This is a genomic window from Psychromonas marina (genome assembly GCF_030161115.1).
Classification (GTDB): Bacteria; Pseudomonadota; Gammaproteobacteria; order Enterobacterales; family Psychromonadaceae; genus Psychromonas; species Psychromonas marina.
Genome location: NZ_BSPQ01000005.1, coordinates 278,242 through 297,086, shown reverse-complemented (window position 1 = coordinate 297,086; position 18,845 = coordinate 278,242). Strand labels below are relative to the sequence as shown.

Annotated in this window: 18 protein-coding genes; 3 read left to right on the top strand and 15 right to left on the bottom strand. The window is 40.1% G+C overall.

The genetic code is table 11. From position 1 onward, the window contains the following. Positions 1-2: 2 nt before the first annotated feature. The 6 genes from QQK09_RS09840 to nudF all read right to left on the bottom strand — a co-directional run bounded on the left by QQK09_RS09840 (position 3) and on the right by nudF (position 7,135). The gene (locus QQK09_RS09840) at positions 3-1,730 is read right to left on the bottom strand and encodes a bifunctional protein-serine/threonine kinase/phosphatase (RefSeq protein WP_284203959.1); all 1,728 of its coding nucleotides are present in this window, start codon (positions 1,728-1,730) and stop codon (positions 3-5) included. A 59-nt stretch (positions 1,731-1,789) separates the two neighbouring features. Then, positions 1,790-2,614, bottom strand: a complete 825-nt coding sequence (locus QQK09_RS09835; protein WP_284203958.1) for a formate/nitrite transporter family protein — start codon at positions 2,612-2,614, stop codon at positions 1,790-1,792. A gap of 407 nt (positions 2,615-3,021) precedes the next feature. Then, positions 3,022-4,911, bottom strand: coding sequence for a DNA topoisomerase IV subunit B (gene parE, locus QQK09_RS09830; RefSeq protein WP_284203957.1), 1,890 nt, complete (start codon positions 4,909-4,911; stop codon positions 3,022-3,024). Positions 4,912-4,943: 32 nt separating this feature from the next. Continuing rightward, positions 4,944-5,516 (bottom strand): YqiA/YcfP family alpha/beta fold hydrolase, encoded by a 573-nt coding sequence (locus tag QQK09_RS09825; protein ID WP_284203956.1) that lies wholly within the window; start codon positions 5,514-5,516, stop codon positions 4,944-4,946. Next, positions 5,516-6,340 carry a 3',5'-cyclic-AMP phosphodiesterase gene (gene cpdA, locus QQK09_RS09820; protein ID WP_284203955.1) on the bottom strand — a complete coding sequence of 275 codons (825 nt, stop codon included), beginning with the start codon at positions 6,338-6,340 and terminating at the stop codon, positions 5,516-5,518. Before cpdA ends, QQK09_RS09825 begins: the two co-directional genes overlap by 1 nt. A gap of 159 nt (positions 6,341-6,499) precedes the next feature. Beyond that, positions 6,500-7,135, bottom strand: coding sequence for an ADP-ribose diphosphatase (nudF, locus tag QQK09_RS09815; RefSeq protein ID WP_284203954.1), 636 nt, complete (start codon positions 7,133-7,135; stop codon positions 6,500-6,502). Positions 7,136-7,251: 116 nt separating this feature from the next. Here nudF and tolC point away from each other — a divergent pair, with 116 nt between their 5' ends. Further along, positions 7,252-8,595 (top strand): outer membrane channel protein TolC, encoded by a 1,344-nt coding sequence (gene tolC / locus QQK09_RS09810; protein ID WP_284203953.1) that lies wholly within the window; start codon positions 7,252-7,254, stop codon positions 8,593-8,595. 89 nt (positions 8,596-8,684) lie between these two features. On the opposite strand, the gene hldE is transcribed toward tolC, so the two are convergent. Then, positions 8,685-10,118: a bifunctional D-glycero-beta-D-manno-heptose-7-phosphate kinase/D-glycero-beta-D-manno-heptose 1-phosphate adenylyltransferase HldE gene (gene hldE, locus QQK09_RS09805; protein ID WP_284203952.1), complete on the bottom strand. Its 1,434-nt coding sequence runs from the start codon at positions 10,116-10,118 to the stop codon at positions 8,685-8,687. A gap of 154 nt (positions 10,119-10,272) precedes the next feature. Between hldE and QQK09_RS09800 the strand changes: the two genes are divergently transcribed. Continuing rightward, complete coding sequence (locus tag QQK09_RS09800) at positions 10,273-12,204, top strand: ATP-binding protein (RefSeq protein ID WP_284203951.1); 1,932 nt, start codon at positions 10,273-10,275, stop codon at positions 12,202-12,204. Positions 12,205-12,246: 42 nt separating this feature from the next. Here QQK09_RS09800 and QQK09_RS09795 read toward each other — a convergent pair whose 3' ends face one another. The 6 genes from QQK09_RS09795 to ffh form a co-directional block, all read right to left on the bottom strand. Next, the gene (locus QQK09_RS09795; protein ID WP_284203950.1) at positions 12,247-12,615 is read right to left on the bottom strand and encodes a YbaN family protein; all 369 of its coding nucleotides are present in this window, start codon (positions 12,613-12,615) and stop codon (positions 12,247-12,249) included. 101 nt (positions 12,616-12,716) lie between these two features. Next, positions 12,717-13,073, bottom strand: coding sequence for a 50S ribosomal protein L19 (gene rplS, locus QQK09_RS09790; protein ID WP_284203949.1), 357 nt, complete (start codon positions 13,071-13,073; stop codon positions 12,717-12,719). A 41-nt stretch (positions 13,074-13,114) separates the two neighbouring features. Beyond that, positions 13,115-13,864: a tRNA (guanosine(37)-N1)-methyltransferase TrmD gene (trmD, locus tag QQK09_RS09785; RefSeq protein ID WP_284203948.1), complete on the bottom strand. Its 750-nt coding sequence runs from the start codon at positions 13,862-13,864 to the stop codon at positions 13,115-13,117. A 19-nt stretch (positions 13,865-13,883) separates the two neighbouring features. Beyond that, complete coding sequence (gene rimM, locus QQK09_RS09780) at positions 13,884-14,411, bottom strand: ribosome maturation factor RimM (RefSeq protein ID WP_284203947.1); 528 nt, start codon at positions 14,409-14,411, stop codon at positions 13,884-13,886. Between the two features lie 24 nt (positions 14,412-14,435). Next, on the bottom strand, positions 14,436-14,684 hold the full coding sequence (gene rpsP, locus QQK09_RS09775) for a 30S ribosomal protein S16 (protein ID WP_284203946.1): 249 nt from the start codon (positions 14,682-14,684) through the stop codon (positions 14,436-14,438). Positions 14,685-15,003: 319 nt separating this feature from the next. Next, positions 15,004-16,419, bottom strand: a complete 1,416-nt coding sequence (ffh, locus tag QQK09_RS09770) for a signal recognition particle protein (RefSeq protein WP_284203945.1) — start codon at positions 16,417-16,419, stop codon at positions 15,004-15,006. Between the two features lie 307 nt (positions 16,420-16,726). On the opposite strand from ffh, the gene QQK09_RS09765 reads away from it, so the two are divergent. Next, the gene (locus QQK09_RS09765; RefSeq protein ID WP_284203944.1) at positions 16,727-17,518 is read left to right on the top strand and encodes a cytochrome C assembly family protein; all 792 of its coding nucleotides are present in this window, start codon (positions 16,727-16,729) and stop codon (positions 17,516-17,518) included. Here the strand turns inward: QQK09_RS09765 and QQK09_RS09760 are convergent. Next, the gene (locus QQK09_RS09760) at positions 17,515-18,150 is read right to left on the bottom strand and encodes an endonuclease I family protein (protein WP_431312586.1); all 636 of its coding nucleotides are present in this window, start codon (positions 18,148-18,150) and stop codon (positions 17,515-17,517) included. The genes QQK09_RS09765 and QQK09_RS09760 overlap by 4 nt on opposite strands. Before the next feature lie 394 nt (positions 18,151-18,544). Then, positions 18,545-18,832, bottom strand: coding sequence for a pyrimidine/purine nucleoside phosphorylase (gene ppnP, locus QQK09_RS09755; protein ID WP_284203943.1), 288 nt, complete (start codon positions 18,830-18,832; stop codon positions 18,545-18,547). Positions 18,833-18,845 lie beyond the last annotated feature (13 nt).

Below are 18,845 nucleotides of genomic sequence, written 5' to 3'. Positions count from 1 at the left end.
AGTTAAGAAATTTTAACCAGCAGCAATATAATAATAACGGTTAAAAAACCAGAGAGTCCTTTCCAAAACAGAAGCGGATCCCGCTCTAGTAGCGGTGGCCTGATATTATTTAAAAAATCATGGCTAGGGTGGCGTAAATCATGCAAAAACTCGGATAATTGATGATAACGTTGCTCAGGGTTGGGGTTTAAAGCGTGCCAAAGCGTATCATCCAACCAAGCCGGAATCTCTCGTTCATCATCTAATACTGAGCGATATTGTAAACGCTTCTGTGCCGCTCGTGTTTTCGCTTTAGCAACCTCTGCACCAAAGGGTAACTCTCCAGTCAACATTTGGTAGGTAATGACACCTAATGAAAAAATATCTGCATTATTAGCCCCTTGCTCACCTAAGAAATATTCTGGAGCCGTGTATTGTGCCGTGCCCAAATTTTCTTGTCGTATTAATGGTGAACTTATTTCAGCCAGTCCCGCAACTTTGGTTGAGCCAAAATCGATAATTTTAACCACCCCATTGCTATCAATCATAATATTTTCTGGACGTAAATCTTGATGAATCATCTCTTGGCGATGAAATGCTAATAACCCCTTGGCTATCTGTTCAACAATTTTCCTGACCGTTTCGAGCTCTGGTTTAGGATTATCAATCATCCACTGGGTTAATGTTTGCCCTTCGATAAATTCAGTCGCAACGTAGATATAGTTACGTTTACGTGTTTGTTGGCAAGGTTTTAATACATGTGCGTTATTAATGCGACGCGCAATCCACTCCTCCATTAAAAAACGCTCTAAATAAGCAGGATCACAGCCTAAATCAATAGAGGGGATCTTTAACACTACTTTTTCATTACTCGTGCTATCAACGGCTAAATAGATATGGCTTCGGCTACTGTCATGTAATGTATCCAAAATTTGATAACCATCAAAGCTCATACGTGGCGCTAAGATAGGTGGGAAAGGTAATTCGGTTAGTTGTGAATACAGTTCATCAACGCTTTGCAAAGGAAGGCTATCTACGCTTAACAGTTGAACCGTCAGGTTATCATCGCTACCACAGGTTAAAGCCTGCTGAGCAATGGTTTCACTTGCCTGTTGTAAATCAGATCGGTTTTTATTGATCGTTTCAATCACAAAATCAGCTTCGCAAAACTCATGAATCCCATCCGTCGTAAGGATAAAAACATCCCCTTGCTCAAGTTGCAACGCTTGATAATCGACTTCAAGTTGTGCATGAATACCCATACCACGACTTAGATAGTTTTGCTGCTCTGAGACCCAATGGCGATGATCTTCGCTTAAAAGCGTTAGCTCTTTATCGCGTAAACGATAGATACGTGAGTCACCAATGTGGAAAAGATGTGCGGTGGTGGATTTAAAAATAATGCCACTAAAAGTACAAACATAGCCCTTATCTTTATCAAAGCGATGCTCACTTTTTTGGCTTTGTGAATATAACCATGAGTTATTAGCGATCAATACTTGCTGTGCTGATTTATTCACCGACCAGGTTTCAGAGGTGCAGAAATAATCCTCCAAAAAAGATCGAACACTCGCCTCGCTAGCTATTTGGCTAACAGTACTACTGCTTATTCCATCGGCAATCGCAATCGCAACGCCCTTCGAAGTTAGCAGTGGCTCCTTAGGAATATAAACGCCATGGCAATCTTGGTTACTCGCTTTTAGGCCTTTATCAGAGTACTGCCCAACTGAAACCTGTAGTTGACTCGCCATTATTATTTTTCCATAAAAAAGCCTCGTATCAACGAGGCTTAACCATTAACGAATATCTATTATGCAACTTGTTTAAGCACTGGTTTCTTAGGTGCCGTTTTAACATGTGTTGTGTAAAGCGTTAAACCTGTAAATGCGAGACCACCAACCAAGTTACCTAATACCGTCGGAATTTCATTCCATACCATGTAATCCATGAATGAGAAGTCACCGCCCATAATAAGACCCGATGGGAATAGGAACATATTAACCACCGAATGCTCAAAGGCCATGTAGAAGAACAACATAATTGGCATCCACATCGCGATCACTTTACCGCTTACCGTTGTGGAAACCATCGCACCAACAACCCCCATTGATACCATCCAGTTACATAACATGCCACGGAAGAAGATAGTCATCCATCCTGCAAAACCATACTCTGCATAACCAAGTGTACGTGACTCACCAATAGTCGCTATTTTTTGACCTATCGCCCCCGGCTCAATCGAGAAACCATAAGTGAAAACAAAGGCCATCATAAATGCCACGGTTAATGCACCACCGAAGTTACCAACAAAAACTAACCCCCAGTTTCGTAAAACACCTTTCACTGTCACACCTGGTCGTTTATCGATTAACGCTAATGGCGCTAATACAAACACACCTGTCAGCAGGTCAAATCCCATTAGGTATAACATACAAAAACCAACCGGGAACAACATTGCTCCTGCAAGGAAAGAGCCTGTTTGTACGGTGATTGTAATAGCAAATGCAGCCGCCAGCGCTAAAATTGCGCCAGCCATAAATGCTCGAATTAGAGTATCACGCGTTGACATGAAAATTTTAGATTCACCAGCATCAACCATTTTTGTTACAAATTCAGAGGGGACTAAATAAGACATAGAAATTCCTTTTCTTGTTATTAATTGGTTTATGTAAGAACGCCTTTACATATTTAACATCATTGCAACATACGAACCAACATTAACAAAAATATACAACCCATTAATATAAAAGAAATTTATTATTGTGCACGGTATTTTAATTTCCATTTCTTAACCTAAGCGCACTTTTTTAGTGCGCTATTTTCATCTTTGGTGCCTTGAGATTGTGCAAAATCATTTTGAGTGTAGACAGGAGGAAGACCAGTTCTTCAAAAATGGGAGGCAGTGAATTTGAAATAAAGAGTGAAGAATAATATAGAGGGTTTGTCAAAGGTCTAGCAGGTATTTTTCCTCCTCACTATTAACTACTGATAGTAAGGAGGCGTTTAATCAATTCTTAGGGAATCGCTCTATTTCAACCAACATTAGTCAACCGAGAGCATATCACCACTATTTTCTAACCAGACCTTTCTGTCTGAAGCACGTTTTTTTGCGAGCAACATATCCATCATCTCAATCATTTTTTCCGCATCGGTACTGGTTAGCTGTACTAAACGACGCGTATTTGGATCCATAGTCGTTTCACGAAGCTGGTCTGGGTTCATCTCACCCAATCCTTTAAATCGCTGAACGCCAACTTTACCACGCTTCTTCTCCGCTTCGATTCTATCTAATATGCCCTCTTTTTCAGCTTCATCAAGCGCATAAAAAACCTCTTTACCAACATCAATACGATACAGAGGTGGCATGGCGACATAGAAATGCCCCGCATCAACTACGGCACGAAAATGCTGTACAAACAGCGCACAAATGAGGGTAGCGATATGTAGACCATCAGAATCGGCATCGGCAAGAATACAAATTTTTCCGTAACGTAAGCCTGAAAGATCTTTAGAAGCAGGATCAATCCCGATCGCGACAGAAATATTATGGATCTCTTCTGAGTTTAAAATGATATCTGACTCATCTTCCCAGGTATTTTTTATTTTACCGCGTAAGGGAAGAATCGCCTGAAACTCTCGATCACGTGCTTGTTTAGCTGAACCACCAGCAGAGTCACCTTCCACTAAGAAAAGCTCGCCACGTTCAGGGTCTTGCCCTGAACAATCGGTTAATTTACCGGGCAGGGCAGGCCCTTGTGTAATCTTTTTACGTGCTACTTTTTTACTTTTACGGGTACGAGTTTGTGCATTATTAATACAGAATTCAGCTAAGGCTTCAGCCTCATTGACATTGGCATTTAGCCATAAGCTAAAGGCATCTTTTACTACGCCAGAGACAAAAGCGGCACATTGACGCGATGATAAACGCTCTTTAGTTTGCCCTGCAAATTGCGGCTCTTTTATTTTAACAGATAGGATATAAGCACATTTATCCCAAATATCTTCAGGACTTAGTTTGATACCACGTGGCAATAAACTACGAATATCACAAAACTCACGCATCGCATCTAAAAGACCCTGTCTGAAACCATTGACGTGCGTGCCACCTTGCGAGGTTGGGATCAGGTTGACGTAACTCTCCGTAATAGAGTCGCCACCTTCTGGCAGCCAAACGACAGCCCAATCAGCTGTTTCACGATTTGCGGTAAACTTACCCACAAAAGGTGTTGCTGGCAGTAATTCATTTTCAGAAACAGCCTCAATCAGATAATCATTCAAACCATCTTGATAGCACCATTCATAACTATTTTTATTAACACGATCTTTAAATTTAATGGTTAAACCAGGACACAGTACCGCTTTCGCTTTAAGCAGATGCAACAGACGGGAAACAGAAAATTTAGCACTATCGAAATATTTAACATCGGGATGAAAATGCACGCTAGTACCGGTATTCTTTTTGCCACAGGTATCAACTTGATGCAGCTCTTCAACTTTATCGCCATTTTCAAAAGCAATATGAAAAACCTTTGCATCACGACGAATATGTACATCAACACGAGTAGACAGTGCATTTACCACCGAGATACCTACCCCGTGCAAACCACCTGAAATCTCATAGTTTTTACCTGAGAACTTGCCGCCCGCATGTAATTTACAAAAGATAAGCTCCACACCAGAGATTTTCTCTTCAGGGTGAATATCAATGGGCATACCACGACCATCATCGATAACTTCTAAAGATTGATCTTCATGCAGAATAACTTGGATAGAACTCGCATGGCCTGCAAGCGCTTCATCGACCGAGTTATCTATTACTTCTTGAGCAAGGTGATTCGGTCGATTCGTTTCGGTATACATACCAGGGCGATGACGAACAGGATCAAGTCCGTTTAAAACTTCAATGGAATCGGAATTGTATTGCTCGCTCATGGGGATACCTATTTAGGAAAGAGAAATTGGAACTAAAAAAGAAAGCGGATTATATCAGGAATATAGCGTTCAAACCCAATAAAACTATGGTCTCCTCCCTCTTCACAGGTAATTTTACAACCTTGATACTTTTGTAATGCTTGTTGGTGATCTAAAACTTCATCGCCTTGCTGTAACAGTACCCAACTATTGTGTGGCTCACTGATGTTATCTACATCAAGTGCGATTAGTTGCTGCATAAAATGATTATCGATTTGGTAATGCTGATCAGTGTGGGGATGTACCTGCTCACCTGCATAGGTTTGTAATAATAGATAAGGGGTCACAGCAGGATTAACGAGAATGACTCTATTTTTGTATACTTCAGCCACTTTAGTCGCAAGGTACCCACCTAATGAACTTCCCACAATACCGATACTATCATTTTTATATTTTTCAAAAATGGATTCGATAAGTTGCCACATCTGCTCCGGTAAACAGGGTAACTGTGGGCAGATAAAAGTTATTTCAGGATGATTATGTCCAATGTACTCTGCAAGTTGACGTGCTTTTAATGACTCTGGTGAGCTATGAAAGCCATGCAGTGATAAAAGAATCTTCGCCATTAATAGCCCGTTGCATCTGCATCAACAGAAAAAGCATCTTTATCGATACGCTCGACAACAGTTTCGATCTCACCCGATGCTTTTAATTTTAAGTAACGGTAGCCTGGGGCTACGCTGTCTAACGCAAAATCGTTACTGTTTGGTTTGAACTGTACACAGGTTGAAGGGGTGGTTATAAAACGCACTCCATCCTGTAAAGTATCGCTGGCCTGATGAACGTGCCCAGAAAGCACTGCAACCACATTAGAAAATGGAGCAATAAGATCTAAAAATTGATGGTTATTTTTCATAATGTGCTGGTCAAGCCATGCACTACCAACGGGTAAAATATGATGGTGAACACAAATCAGGGTATGTTTGTTAGGGTTCTTTTTTAGTGTTTTCTCTAATACAGCAAACTGTGTATCACTTAGTAAACCATGTGGTACACCTTCAACCTGTGAATCCAATAAGATAATCTGCCAATTTTCACTTTCAATCACTTGCGTATGAGCAAGTCCTTCTGCCAGTAAATTGGGCAGCATTACCGCCTGAATATCATGATTACCTGGCAGCCAATAACAAGGCAGGTTTAATGTTTTTATATGTTGGCAAAAATCTAAATAAGATTGTGCAGAGTGATCCTGAGAAAGATCGCCGGTTGATAATACCGCATGGCAGTGCTTATATTTACTGGCATGCTCAACGACAGCTTCAAAACTTTGAACTGTTTTAATACCGAGAAGATCCTTCTGCCTATCAGCAAAAAGATGAGTATCCGTTATTTGTAAAAACGCTAAGTCCCCTTGAGGATCTGCTTTTAGTTGTACCACTTTGCTTTTCATAGCACCTATTTTATCTAAAATTATTAATTATCTCATAATGTTACCGCTATTATAAATTAAACCCTTTATTTATCACCAAGAAAGCACAGAATTTTATCATTTGTGCATAGTTAACTATGTACTAATGATAAAAAATGTAGGTGATGCCTCAATTTACTTTTACAATTTTAAGCCATTGTCTTTATTTAGCTGTAACCATAACAGGGCAATTACAGTCGCAGAATTATTTATTTTACCATTTAATACCCATTGATAAGCGGTTTCTCTGGGCACTACATGCACACGAATATCCTCCCCTTCAGCCTCTAAACCATGTAACCCACCCGCTTCTGTACTATCAACCGAACCAATATAGATATCTACATGTTCCGTTGAGCCACCCGGTGTAAGTAGGCAGTTGATAATAAACTGGCTAGATTGGATAGTTATTCCCGCTTCCTCTAATGCTTCACGTTGAATAACCTCTGCCGATTGTTCACCTTCTTCAATGATACCGGCGACTAACTCAAGTAACCAAGGAGATTGATCTGTTTCTAGCGCACCAAAACGAAACTGCTCAATCAACACCACGGTGTCATTTTTTATATCATAAGGGAGAACAGCAGCAGCATGACCACGTTCAAAAATTTCACGTTGAATCTCAGGACTCCAGCCCCCTGCAAACAATTTATGCTTGAAGGTATACTTATTGCACTTAAAAAAACCTTTATACAAAGGCTGTTTATCAAGCACTTTAATATCTTTTTTAGTAAAACTGACCTTTTTATCGTCTTCCAAAAGTGAATGTTTGTTCATTTCCTGTTAACCTCTTATTAATAGATAATTATTTCATATTTTAAAATTTATAATACACTTAATTGATTATGTGTTAACTTCGGCTGTAAAACAGATACCTAAATAGGACCCTTGTGATGATCAAACGATTCTCTATCGCTTCAATAGTTGCTTTATCAACTTTCAGTTCAGCAGTGAGTGCTGATAACTTATTACAAGTTTATCAAACTGCAAAGATGAAAGATCCAATCATTCTTAAAAGCAAAGCTCAATACGACCTTTTTGTTGAAAAAATCAATGAAGCAGACGCATCTCTATTGCCACAAATAGGCTTTGGATTAACAGCGGGTTACACCACTGCGAGTGAAGATGCAGCAACCAATTCAAACTATGGTGCAAGCGTTGGCCTGAGCCAATCTATCTATAATGGCTCATACTGGCAGCAACTTGATATTGCAGAAAAACAAGCAACTCAATACGCCGCTATTTATGGCTATGCAGCGCAAGATCTTATCTACCGTAGTGCAGTCGCTTACTTTGATGTATTACGTGCAGATGAAGCCGTAAAATCGGTTAAAGCTAATAAGCGTGCAGTTGAACGTCAACTTGAACAAACTAAACAACGTTTTGATGTGGGTTTAATTGCTATTACAGATGTACATGAAGCGCAAGCCGAGTTTGACCGTACTAATGCCGACCTTATCTCTGCTGAAAACAGTTTAGCAAATAGTTATTACGTATTACGTGAACTGACCGGTGAAGACGTATTAAGTGTTTCTTACCTAAATACAGATACTTTTGCACCACAACCACTATCTGGTGATGTTAAATCGTGGAGAAATAATGCACTAGAGTATAATTTACAACTACACGAAAAACGCATCTCTAAAGAAGTGGCTAAAATGCAGATTGACTTAGCTGAGACAGGCCATCTACCAACGCTTGATTTCACTGCCGGTCTTGCTTATAGCAATAAAGATTACGATAATAATTCTGCAGCTAACGTTGATATGAGCTCTGGTTCATTAGGAATCGAACTTAATGTGCCAATTTACACCGGTGGTGCAATTACTTCACGTGTTAAACAAGCACAATACAGCTATGTGATTGCAAGTGAAGATCTAGTACAAACATTCCGTAGCACTGAAGCACAAGTTAACAGCGGTTATAATAATGTACGCGCTTCTTTAAGCTCAATTAATGCTTATGAGCAAACCGTAATTTCATCAACCAGTGCGCTTGAAGCAACGGAAGCAGGTTTTGAAGTAGGTACACGTACGATTGTTGATGTATTAGATGCAACACGTAGCCTATATAGTTCTGAAAACCAGCTTGCTAATGCACGTTACGACTACATCATTAACATGCTACAACTCAAATATTCTGCAGGTACCCTTGCTGAGCAAGATATTATGGATGTATCAACAGGTCTTGTTGAAATAGATCCAAAAGCAGATCCAACAGAAACAGACAAAAAATAAAACGTTAAATATGTTTAAATAATAAAAAAGCCTAACAATAAAATTTTGTTAGGCTTTTTTGTTTCTAAAATAGACTTTCTTAACGTTGCTTAGCTTTTATCATTGCGAATGGTATTAATAATATCAGTCGTTGAACAGCCCTCTTCAAACTGTAACACTCGCACTTCACCACCATTCTCAATCACCTCGGCCCCACCGGCAATCTCCTCCACTTTATAATCACCGCCTTTTACCAACATATCGGGCAAAATATTAGCGATCAAACGCTGTGGTGTCTCTTCAGTAAACTCAATAACCCAATCAACGGCACCTAATCCAGCAAGTACTGCCATACGACGGTCAACAGGATTAACGGGACGCCCAGTGCCTTTTAAACCACGAACTGATGCATCACTATTCACTGCAACAATGAGACGCTCACCTTGCTCTCGTGCAGTGTTGAGATATGAAACATGGCCTGCATGTAAAATATCAAAACAGCCATTAGTCATTACCACTTTCTCACCGCGATGTTGTGCTAATTGCACAGCGACTTTTAACTGCTCTTCAGAAAGTGCGCCAAAACCAATTTTTTGTTGGCTGAATACTGCATTAGCAAGCTCAATGGTATTCACTGTCGAGGTACCAATTTTAGCCACAACCACACCTGCACCTGCATTTGCCAAGATACACGCATCCTCAAAAGAGCTACCAGCTGCTAATGACGTTGCTAATACTGAGATCACAGTATCACCCGCACCAGTTACATCAAAAACCTCCTGCGCTTGCGTAGGTAGATGGAACGGTTCAGCGCCTTCACGCACTAACGTCATGCCATGTTCGCTACGTGTGACCAGTATTGCTTCTAAATCATAATCTTTTACGACCTGTAGCGCGCGCTCTACTAGCTGTTGATCTGTTTTACAATGACCTACAACCGCTTCAAATTCAGAAAGGTTAGGCGTTAATAATGTCGCACCACGGTATTTTTCAAAATCAGCGCCTTTTGGATCAACTAAGACTCTCACCTGTTGCTTTTTCGCAAGTTGAATCATCTTTTGTACATCAGAAAGAGAGCCTTTGGCATAATCCGAAAGAATAACAACGCTATTCTCAGTCACTAAACCAGCCTGCATTTTCGCTAAAATCGGCGCACTATCCACATCGTGAAAAGCCTCTTCAAAATCTAAGCGTAATAGTTGTTGGTGACGACTTAATACACGCAGCTTGGTGATCGTAGGAAAGTTATCAACAGTCACAAAATCAGTCGTCACATGTACTGACTCTAAACCTTTTGTTAAAGCCGTCGCAGCTTCATCATTACCTACCAATCCGATTAAACGCGCTTTTGCACCTAATGCGGCAACATTTAGCGCAACATTGGCAGCGCCACCAGGGCGCTCTTCAATCTGTTCAACTTTAACAATAGGCACGGGTGCCTCAGGAGAGATACGCCCAGTAGGTCCATGCCAATATCGATCTAACATAACATCGCCAACAACCAATACTTGTGCTTTTCCATATTCGGGTAATGTTATTCTCATATTCTCTCTCTAATTATTGTTAAATTTTGCTGATTGCTAAGATTATCACATTTTTATTGCTTAACGATCGGCACTATTGATAAAAAAAATAAGCAGCGCAATAGAAATTAAGTGCTGATTATATTCGATCTCTTTTAATTTTTTGGGGCTAATAATGCTAACCATGTTATGTGTGGACAGTGATTTACAGCGACTGACACAGGTCAAACAAGACCTTTTACCATTGAGTGCGACACTCGACCTCGTTACTGCAACCAGTATAAAAACGGCAATTGAACTTATTCTCAAAAATGAAAAAAAAATAGCATTAATATTATCGGCGCAATATCTTAATGATGGAGATGCCTTGGCACTCTTTAGACACCCTCAATGTCAACTGATGGGTAAAATTATCTACGCACCTGATCCCTGCGTCAGACAGATGATTGACTGCATTAATCAGGGGCACATTAATTACTTTTTGCAACTGCCCTATCAAAAACTATCATTCACACAAATTATTCAAACACAGATGAGTAACTACCGTATAACCCATTATCAGCGTAAGCAATTATCACAAAAAGGCCGCACCGAGCGAGCAGTGAATAAAACTTGCTTATTAGATGCGAACAACCAAGACAATGAATCCACTGGATTTCAAGATAAGTTTTTAGATTACTCATTATATAGCGATGCAGAGCTTTCTAGCTTAATGATTAAATCACTGCACCAATTACTAGAAAATAACGACGAAAAGCAAGTACGTCGTCGCTATCGAGCTAACCATATCCTTACTCGAGAAGGTGAAAAAAACAATTTTCTGTGGTTTATCACTAAAGGGGAAGTATTACTAAAAAAACGTAATGCGCGTGGAGAAACTCAAGATATCACCATTATGCAGGCAGGTAGCATGGTGGGTGGCATGTCATTTTTGACCGAAGAAGCTGCGTTTAGTACAGGAATCACCTTAGTTGATACAGAAGTATTAAAGGTCGACAGCATCACTTTTTCACAAATAACACAATCAAATACCGCACTGCTCGCCCCTTTTACCAACTTGTTATTACGTAACTTTAATCGTCGTTTACAACAAAGTATCGCCACCGAACTGGCACTGCAAGAGAGCTTACAATCCTTAGATGCTGCTCATACCCAACTGATTGAGAGTGAAAAAATGGCGGTATTAGGGCAGCTCGTTGCAGGCGTTGCACATGAATTGAATAACCCGGTGGCTGCTATTTTAAGAGGCTCTGATACGCTTATCACACAGGTAACAGCACTACTTAGTGAAATAAGCAAAAATGCGTTCTCACAATTTGCGCAAAAAACATTTCAGCAAGGACTCTCCATTACTCCCCTTTCAACCTCTGAGTCTCGTTTACGTACTAAAAATTTATTAAAGCTAGTTGATGATAAAAAACTGGCTAAAAAATTAGTTAATATGCACCTGACCGATGTCGATATTCCACTCGCAGAGGGGCGTGATTTCACCGAAACCGTTAACCTTCTACATCAATTTCATCAAGTGGGTACCATTTTGCGTAATAGCAACGCTTGTGCAACACGTATCGCGGATTTAGTGAAAAGCTTAAAGCATTATGCTGGGCAAGATTGTGATGCCTCAGCGCAAACGGATATCCATGAAGGGTTAGAAGAGACACTGATTATTTTTGAAAACAAACTTAAATATTATCAAGTGACTAAAGAGTACCAACAACTACCCAAAATAGATTGTCACCCGATTGAGCTTGAGCAAGTCTGGACCAATATAATCTCCAATGCCATAGACGCCATTGAGTCGACTGGTAGCGAAGGTGAACTTAAAATATCGACGCTATACCTCCCCTATGATGAATCACCAAAGGTGCAAGTGATCATTGAGGATAATGGACCTGGTATGCCTAAACACGTCTTAGAGAAGATATTTGAGCTTAATTACACTAGTAAACGAGAGGGGAACTTTGGTTTAGGAATAGGATTAACAATTTGTTCGCAAATCATTAAACGTCATGGTGGAAATATAGAGGTAGAATCAGAGCCTAATGTATTCACCCGCTTTATTATTACTTTGCCCGTCTCTAGCGCTTATATTGAAAAAGATAGATAAGGTGGCGAATAGCTAGCTACAAATGACGAGCTGCGAGTGGCGCTACTTCTCGGCGATACGTTTTATACAAAAGAGTAGGATAAACATAATAACGATAAGTAATAGCTGTAGGTGAAATTGTGCTTGTAATAACCATATAGAGACCGCAAAACTACATACAATCATTAACATGATCTGCTTTTTGCGTTGCTTATCAATGCGTTTATCCGCTTCCCAATCCGCCAAGATGGGGCCTACATAGGGACTATTTAATAGCTGCTGATGAAAACGTTGCGAGCTGCGCGCAAAACAAGCAAGCGCTAAAATAAAGAAAGGAGTCGTTGGCAACAATGGTAATACGATACCAATGATACCTAATAGGATACAAATAAAAGCAATACAGATCAGTAGATAACGCTTCAAATATTGCACCTTTGTCTTCCCCATACAGCATAAAAAAGTTAAAAAAAAGGCTCGCATAAGCGAGCCTTGGTATACCTAGTGGTATTACTTACAATTGGATAAAAAGAAAATTATTTCTTTTTACCAAGCTTCTCTTTAATACGAGCAGCTTTACCAGTAAGTTCACGTAAGTAGTAAAGTTTAGCTTGGCGAACCACACCACGACGTTTAACTTCAACGCTTCCTACAAGTGGGCTATGTGTTTGGAATACACGCTCAACACCTTCGCTGCTCGACATTTTACGAACTGTGAAGTTTGAGTGTAGACCACGGTTACGCTTAGCGATTACAACACCTTCGAATGCTTGAAGACGCTCTTTATCACCCTCTTTTACGCGAACACGTACAACAACAGTATCACCTTGCGCGAACGCTGGGATGTCTGTACGTAACTGTTCGTTTTCAATTGCTTGTATAATATTGCTCATTTTAATACCTTTTATATCTAGTTAGCCGATAACATCGCTGGTTAGTGGGAGTCACTTTCCAGAGCAGCAAGTAATTTAACTTGCTCGTCAGTCAGAGCTAGATCATTTAATAAATCGGGACGTCTTGTTTTCGTGCGTTGTAGTGACTGTTTTAATCGCCAAAGACGAATTTTTTCATGATCACCACTTAATAAAACACTCGGTACAGACTTTCCATCTAATACCTCTGGGCGCGTGTAGTGAGGACAATCAAGCAATCCATCCGCAAAGGAGTCTTGCTCAGCTGATAACACATGACCTAAAACACCCGGTACGAAACGTACCACAGCATCAATTAGAATCATGGCTGGTAGCTCACCACCACTTAACACATAATCACCTACCGACCACTCTTCGTCGATTAAGCTTTCAATTATGCGTTCGTCTATGCCTTCATAACGTCCTGCAACTAAAATCAAAGCATCAGAGCTTGTTGATAATTGCTGAGCGCCAGTATGGTCTAAACGTCTGCCTTGAGGAGAAAGATAAATTACCTTTGCCTCGTGCCCTGCTTCTCTTGCGGCCTGTTTTGCTGCTTCAATTGCATCCCGTAAAGGTTGCACCATCATCAACATACCAGGACCACCACCATAGGGACGATCATCGACCGTTCTATGTTTATCCGTTGTAAAATCACGAGGATTCCAACTCTGGATAGAAAGCAGATTATTTTTAATCGCTCGACCTGTTACCCCGTTCTCGCTAATGGCCCGAAACATCTCCGGGAAGAGGCTTACAACCCCAATCCACATCGCTTTTCTCCTAGGGTAATCAGAAATCAGGTTCCCAATTAACTGTAATTAGTTTGCCTGCAATATCTACATTAGATATTACCTGCTCTTTAATGAACGGGATTAATCGTTCTTTTTGCCCAAAAGCATCGTTCGAGTTGGCTTTAACCACAAGCACATCTTTAGATCCTGTTTCCATCATGTCGGTAACAACACCTAAATGATAACCTTGGTCAGTATTAACCTGACACCCTATCAAATCACGCCAATAGAAATCACTATCCAATTCAGGAAGTTCATCTGCATTTACTAGAAGTTCAACACCAACAAGGGCTTGTGCTTCTTCGCGAACATCAAATGCATCTATTTTTGCAACGAAAGTATTACTGTGACATTTCCATTCAGTGATATTCACCTCCTGAAGTTGCCCCTGATACTTCATCAACAATGGCTTGTATTGAAAAATACTTTCAGCATCATCGGTGTAGGAGTGAATTTTTAACCAGCCTTTAATACCGTGAACGGCACCAAATTTTCCGATTACAATTGGCTCTGCTATTTGGCTCACCTGAATCTCCTCACCTAACTGCAATTATGCAGCTACTGCGTTGTCTTTTACTAATTTAGCTACACGATCACTTAGCTGTGCGCCAAGACCAAGCCAATGCTCGATGCGATCTGTATCTAAACGTAATTTTTCTGCATTACCTTGTGCTGTTGGGTTGAAGAAACCAACTTTTTCAAGGAAACGGCCGTCACGTGCGTTACGGCTATCTGTTACTACTACTTGGTAGAATGGGCGCTTTTTTTGGCCGCCGCGAGCTAAACGAATAGTTACCATATCGTCCTCTATATATTGTTAAACGTATAATTGGTCAGCTGATGCTAACCGCCTGCTTTTGTAGAAAGCTGCCGAATCATACTCTTTTGCACGAAAATAACAATCAAAATCACATTTCTGAGCAAAAAATAAGCGCTACGTATTACTTTACAGATACAAAAAAGCCAAATGCGAACATTTGGTTTTTTTATCCACTAGCCATGTAAGTGCTCAGGGCTAAGCTATTTATGCTTAGTTCAAGGCGAGAAAGCGGAGTTTAGCCTGCTAAACGAGCATTTCTCAACGAAAAAATAAGCTTAAATAGCAACGGCCTGAGTAATTACTTCTTACGGAAGCCACCTAATCCAGGAGGCATTCCCATTCCGCCCATACCAGGCATACCACCAGCGCCGCCCATCATGCCTTGCATACCAGACATCATTTTGCGCATGCCGCCTTTACCTGACATCTTCTTCATCATTTTTTGCATCTGAGTAAACTGTTTAAGCAATTTATTCACATCTTGAATTTGTGTACCAGAACCCGCAGCAATACGACGTTTACGTCCACCTTTAATAATTTCAGGTTTTGCACGTTCTTTTTTAGTCATTGAGTTAATGATCGCTTCCATTTGGTTGGTCGCTTTTTCATTAACTTGATCTTTCATTGCATCAGGCACTTGCCCCATACCCGGCAATTTATCCATCATGCCAGCCATGCCGCCCATACCTTTCATTTGTACAAGTTGGTCACGGAAATCTTCTAAATCGAAACCTTTACCTTTAGTGATCTTTTTAGCCAATTTATCGGCTTTTTTCTTATCTACTTTTTGTTCAAGGTCTTCGATTAGAGTAAGAACATCACCCATGCCTAAGATACGTGAAGCGATACGTTCTGGATGGAATGCTTCTAATGCATCAATTTTTTCGCCCATACCGATAAATTTAATCGGCTTACCTGTAATATGACGAATTGAAAGTGCAGCACCACCACGAGCATCACCATCGGCTTTGGTTAAGATAATACCGGTTAGTGGTAACGCTTCATTAAAAGCTTTAGCTGTATTGGCCGCATCTTGACCAGTCATTGCATCAACAACAAACAGGGTTTCGATTGGTGTAATCGCAGCGTGAAGGTCTTTAATCTCGTCCATCATGTCGCTATCGACATGCAAACGACCCGCTGTATCGACAATTACTACATCGATAAATTTCTTTTTCGCATGATCAATCGCTGCATTAGCAATATCAATCGGATTTTGCGTAATATCACTCGGGAAGAACTCAACGTCAACTTCACCCGCTAATGTTTCTAATTGTTTAATCGCAGCAGGACGATAGATATCGGCACTTACGACTAAAACAGATTTTTTCTCTTTATTTTTTAACAATAGCGCTAGTTTAGCAACCGAGGTTGTTTTACCCGCACCTTGTAAACCAGCCATTAATAATACGGCAGGTGGTTGCATCGCAAGGTTTAATGACTCATTAACCTCACCCATTGCTGATTCAAGTTCACTTTGAACAATTTTTAGGAATGCTTGTCCAGGGTTTAATGTCTTGGTAACTTCACGACCAACAGCACGTTTTTTTACCGCTTTGATAAAGTCGCGTACAACAGGTAGGGCAACATCCGCCTCTAAAAGCGCCATACGTACTTCACGTAACGTGCCTTTAATGTTGTCTTCAGTTAAGCGGCCTTTACCACTGATCGTTTTTAGGGTTTTCGACAATCGGTCGGTTAAATTCTCAAACATGCTTCGCTCTCGCTACTAAAAAATTAAAATAGAATGCAGATATTATACGCAACATTGCCTTTCAAAGTAGTATTAACTTCTCATCCGCTAAAATTTGCATATAATCACACTAGTTAGCAATCAAAATGCTTTATTCACTCACTAACTCGAGCACCAAGATAAGGCACAATATGATGGTTAATGGTTAACGAGTATTGCAGCCTCGAATTATCATGGTTGTAGACAATAGTCGAGCAAGTGATTCCGCGCAGCATAGATTGAATAATAACTAGTATAGCAACTTGACTCAGCAGGTAGGTAGATTGATATGGATTATTTAGCAGCAATAAGTAGCATTTTTTATATTCTAGCCGCAACCATTGCGAGCAATCAGTTACTTTCCTCTAAAAAAATATTAACGGGCTATTTTTTAGCGCCTACTTTTATTGCCTTAGCGACCCATTGTGTATGGTTATATAGCCACGTATTTACACTTAATGGCCAAGATTTACAGATTTTAAATATTGTCTCTGCGATCACTTTCATTATTTCTCTGCTCAGCACGATTGCGACCAAACGTCTCAATACAGGCGTGCTTCTACCTATTGTATATGGGTTTACGGTGATTAATTTTATTGCAGTCACCTACTTACCAAGTCACTTTATTACCCATTTAGAAACACATCCTCAAGTAGGCGCGCATATTATTTTTGCATTGCTAGCCTATTCGATTCTAAGCATTGCTAGCTTATTAGCATTACAACTCGCTTATTTAGAGTATCGATTAAAAAATCACAAAATATCACTCTCTAGCGTGAAGATGCCCCCGATCATGACACTAGAAAAAAGCCTCTTTCAATTTGTATTTATTGGCTTTATTTTATTGAGCTGTACCCTGCTAACCGGCTTTATCTTTTTAGAGGACATGTTTGCACAGGGCAAAGCCCATAAAGCGATACTTTCAATGATCGCTTGGGTGCTTTATGCGGTTATTTTATGGGGCCACTATAAACAAGGTTGGCGTGGGCGAATGATGGTCTACGTGATCATTATAGGTTCATCACTGCTGACCCTTGCCTACTTTGGTAGCCGATTTGTGCGCGAGATAATTCTCAGTTAACTACCACAACTTTCAGCTAATACGCTATTTTTGTTACCCTGCAACTGGGCAATACGATCTGCACGTAAACATTCCCACTGAGTCACAGGGAACTGTTTATCCCAGGCATTCATTAATTGTAATTGCTGTTTACTCATCGAATATTTTGGGTAGGTTTTATCCATATATAGATAACTACGCGCAATAACACCGCGCGCATTGCTCGGTGGCTCAGCTTTACGGTCTGAAATTTTCATCGCACAACTGCCAAAGCTACTTTGCTGATCACTTAACATTACAAAGTTATAGTTACTTCGCATCGCATTCACCGCGCCAATAGCAGGATATAAGTTGTACATATCTGACTGCATCAAACGATACTCCTGATTTACTTTTTCCGCACAACGTCGCCCTTTAAAGGACTTCCCTTTGCTCGTGACACAACGTTCGTCTCCTTCACGCCATTCACTAAAGTTGCGTCCAAAATTTTCTGCTGGCACGACATGTTCCCACTCCACTTTTTTAGCACGTTTAACATGCTTGGTAGTCGCAAAACCTTCTGGAAAGGTGACTTGCTTTTTATTATTAAAGGAAGCTTCACAATAAAGCGTTGTTCGCTCATCTTGCTGTTGATACACAGATCGCTCAAGCATTTTTTTGGCTTTGTTAAAGGAGTGATTGGTTTGGTTGCCTTGCTCAGCTGAAACAGTAAAGGGCAATAAAAGCAGAAAGATAAAGTAATTGATAGTAAGTCCATTTTAATTAACAACAAAAAATAGATTCTATCAAAGCATTGATAAATAAGGAAAACAAAAATAAACGTTCATTTACGAAGAAAAACAGCTGCTATCTAATATTTATACCAAGTAATTAAGAAGAGGAAATAAGTACTTTTGGGGGCAAGTCATCTCCAATATTCTGTTTTTTGTCGCACAGTTTAGGTCGGCTTTAAGTTCAGAAATGAAGTCTAATCAAGAGACAGGCAGTGTATTAAAACTAAAAAAGGAGCCTAAGCTCCTTTTATATTATTCAAACTAGCTATTAAGCTTATTTTTCATAAAGGCAAAGATAAGCAGTTTGTACTGTTACTTTTACATCAAAGCTTGAGTTTGCTTCCACTTCAAAAGTTTCACCGGCATTAAATACTTTCCAATCCGCTGCATCTGCAAACTTAATGGTTAGGCTACCGCTGACAACTGTCATGTATTCTTTAGCTGCGGTGCCAAACGTATAATCACCAATCTCCATCACACCAACTGTTGCTGGTAATGTTGCACTTTGGAATGCGATTGATTTTACATTACCGTCAAAATATTCATTTGTTTCAAAGCTCATTTTATTTTCCTTT

Coding starts and splice junctions, on each gene's coding strand:
- QQK09_RS09840 (WP_284203959.1), bottom strand. CDS start 1,730: ATGGCGAGTCAACTACAGGTTTCAGTTGGGCAGTACTCTGATAAAGGC.
- QQK09_RS09835 (WP_284203958.1), bottom strand. CDS start 2,614: ATGTCTTATTTAGTCCCCTCTGAATTTGTAACAAAAATGGTTGATGCT.
- parE (WP_284203957.1), bottom strand. CDS start 4,911: ATGAGCGAGCAATACAATTCCGATTCCATTGAAGTTTTAAACGGACTT.
- QQK09_RS09825 (WP_284203956.1), bottom strand. CDS start 5,516: ATGGCGAAGATTCTTTTATCACTGCATGGCTTTCATAGCTCACCAGAG.
- cpdA (WP_284203955.1), bottom strand. CDS start 6,340: ATGAAAAGCAAAGTGGTACAACTAAAAGCAGATCCTCAAGGGGACTTA.
- nudF (WP_284203954.1), bottom strand. CDS start 7,135: ATGAACAAACATTCACTTTTGGAAGACGATAAAAAGGTCAGTTTTACT.
- tolC (WP_284203953.1), top strand. CDS start 7,252: ATGATCAAACGATTCTCTATCGCTTCAATAGTTGCTTTATCAACTTTC.
- hldE (WP_284203952.1), bottom strand. CDS start 10,118: ATGAGAATAACATTACCCGAATATGGAAAAGCACAAGTATTGGTTGTT.
- QQK09_RS09800 (WP_284203951.1), top strand. CDS start 10,273: ATGCTAACCATGTTATGTGTGGACAGTGATTTACAGCGACTGACACAG.
- rplS (WP_284203949.1), bottom strand. CDS start 13,073: ATGAGCAATATTATACAAGCAATTGAAAACGAACAGTTACGTACAGAC.
- trmD (WP_284203948.1), bottom strand. CDS start 13,864: ATGTGGATTGGGGTTGTAAGCCTCTTCCCGGAGATGTTTCGGGCCATT.
- rpsP (WP_284203946.1), bottom strand. CDS start 14,684: ATGGTAACTATTCGTTTAGCTCGCGGCGGCCAAAAAAAGCGCCCATTC.
- ffh (WP_284203945.1), bottom strand. CDS start 16,419: ATGTTTGAGAATTTAACCGACCGATTGTCGAAAACCCTAAAAACGATC.
- QQK09_RS09765 (WP_284203944.1), top strand. CDS start 16,727: ATGGATTATTTAGCAGCAATAAGTAGCATTTTTTATATTCTAGCCGCA.
- QQK09_RS09760 (WP_431312586.1), bottom strand. CDS start 18,150: ATGCTTGAGCGATCTGTGTATCAACAGCAAGATGAGCGAACAACGCTT.
- ppnP (WP_284203943.1), bottom strand. CDS start 18,832: ATGAGCTTTGAAACAAATGAATATTTTGACGGTAATGTAAAATCAATC.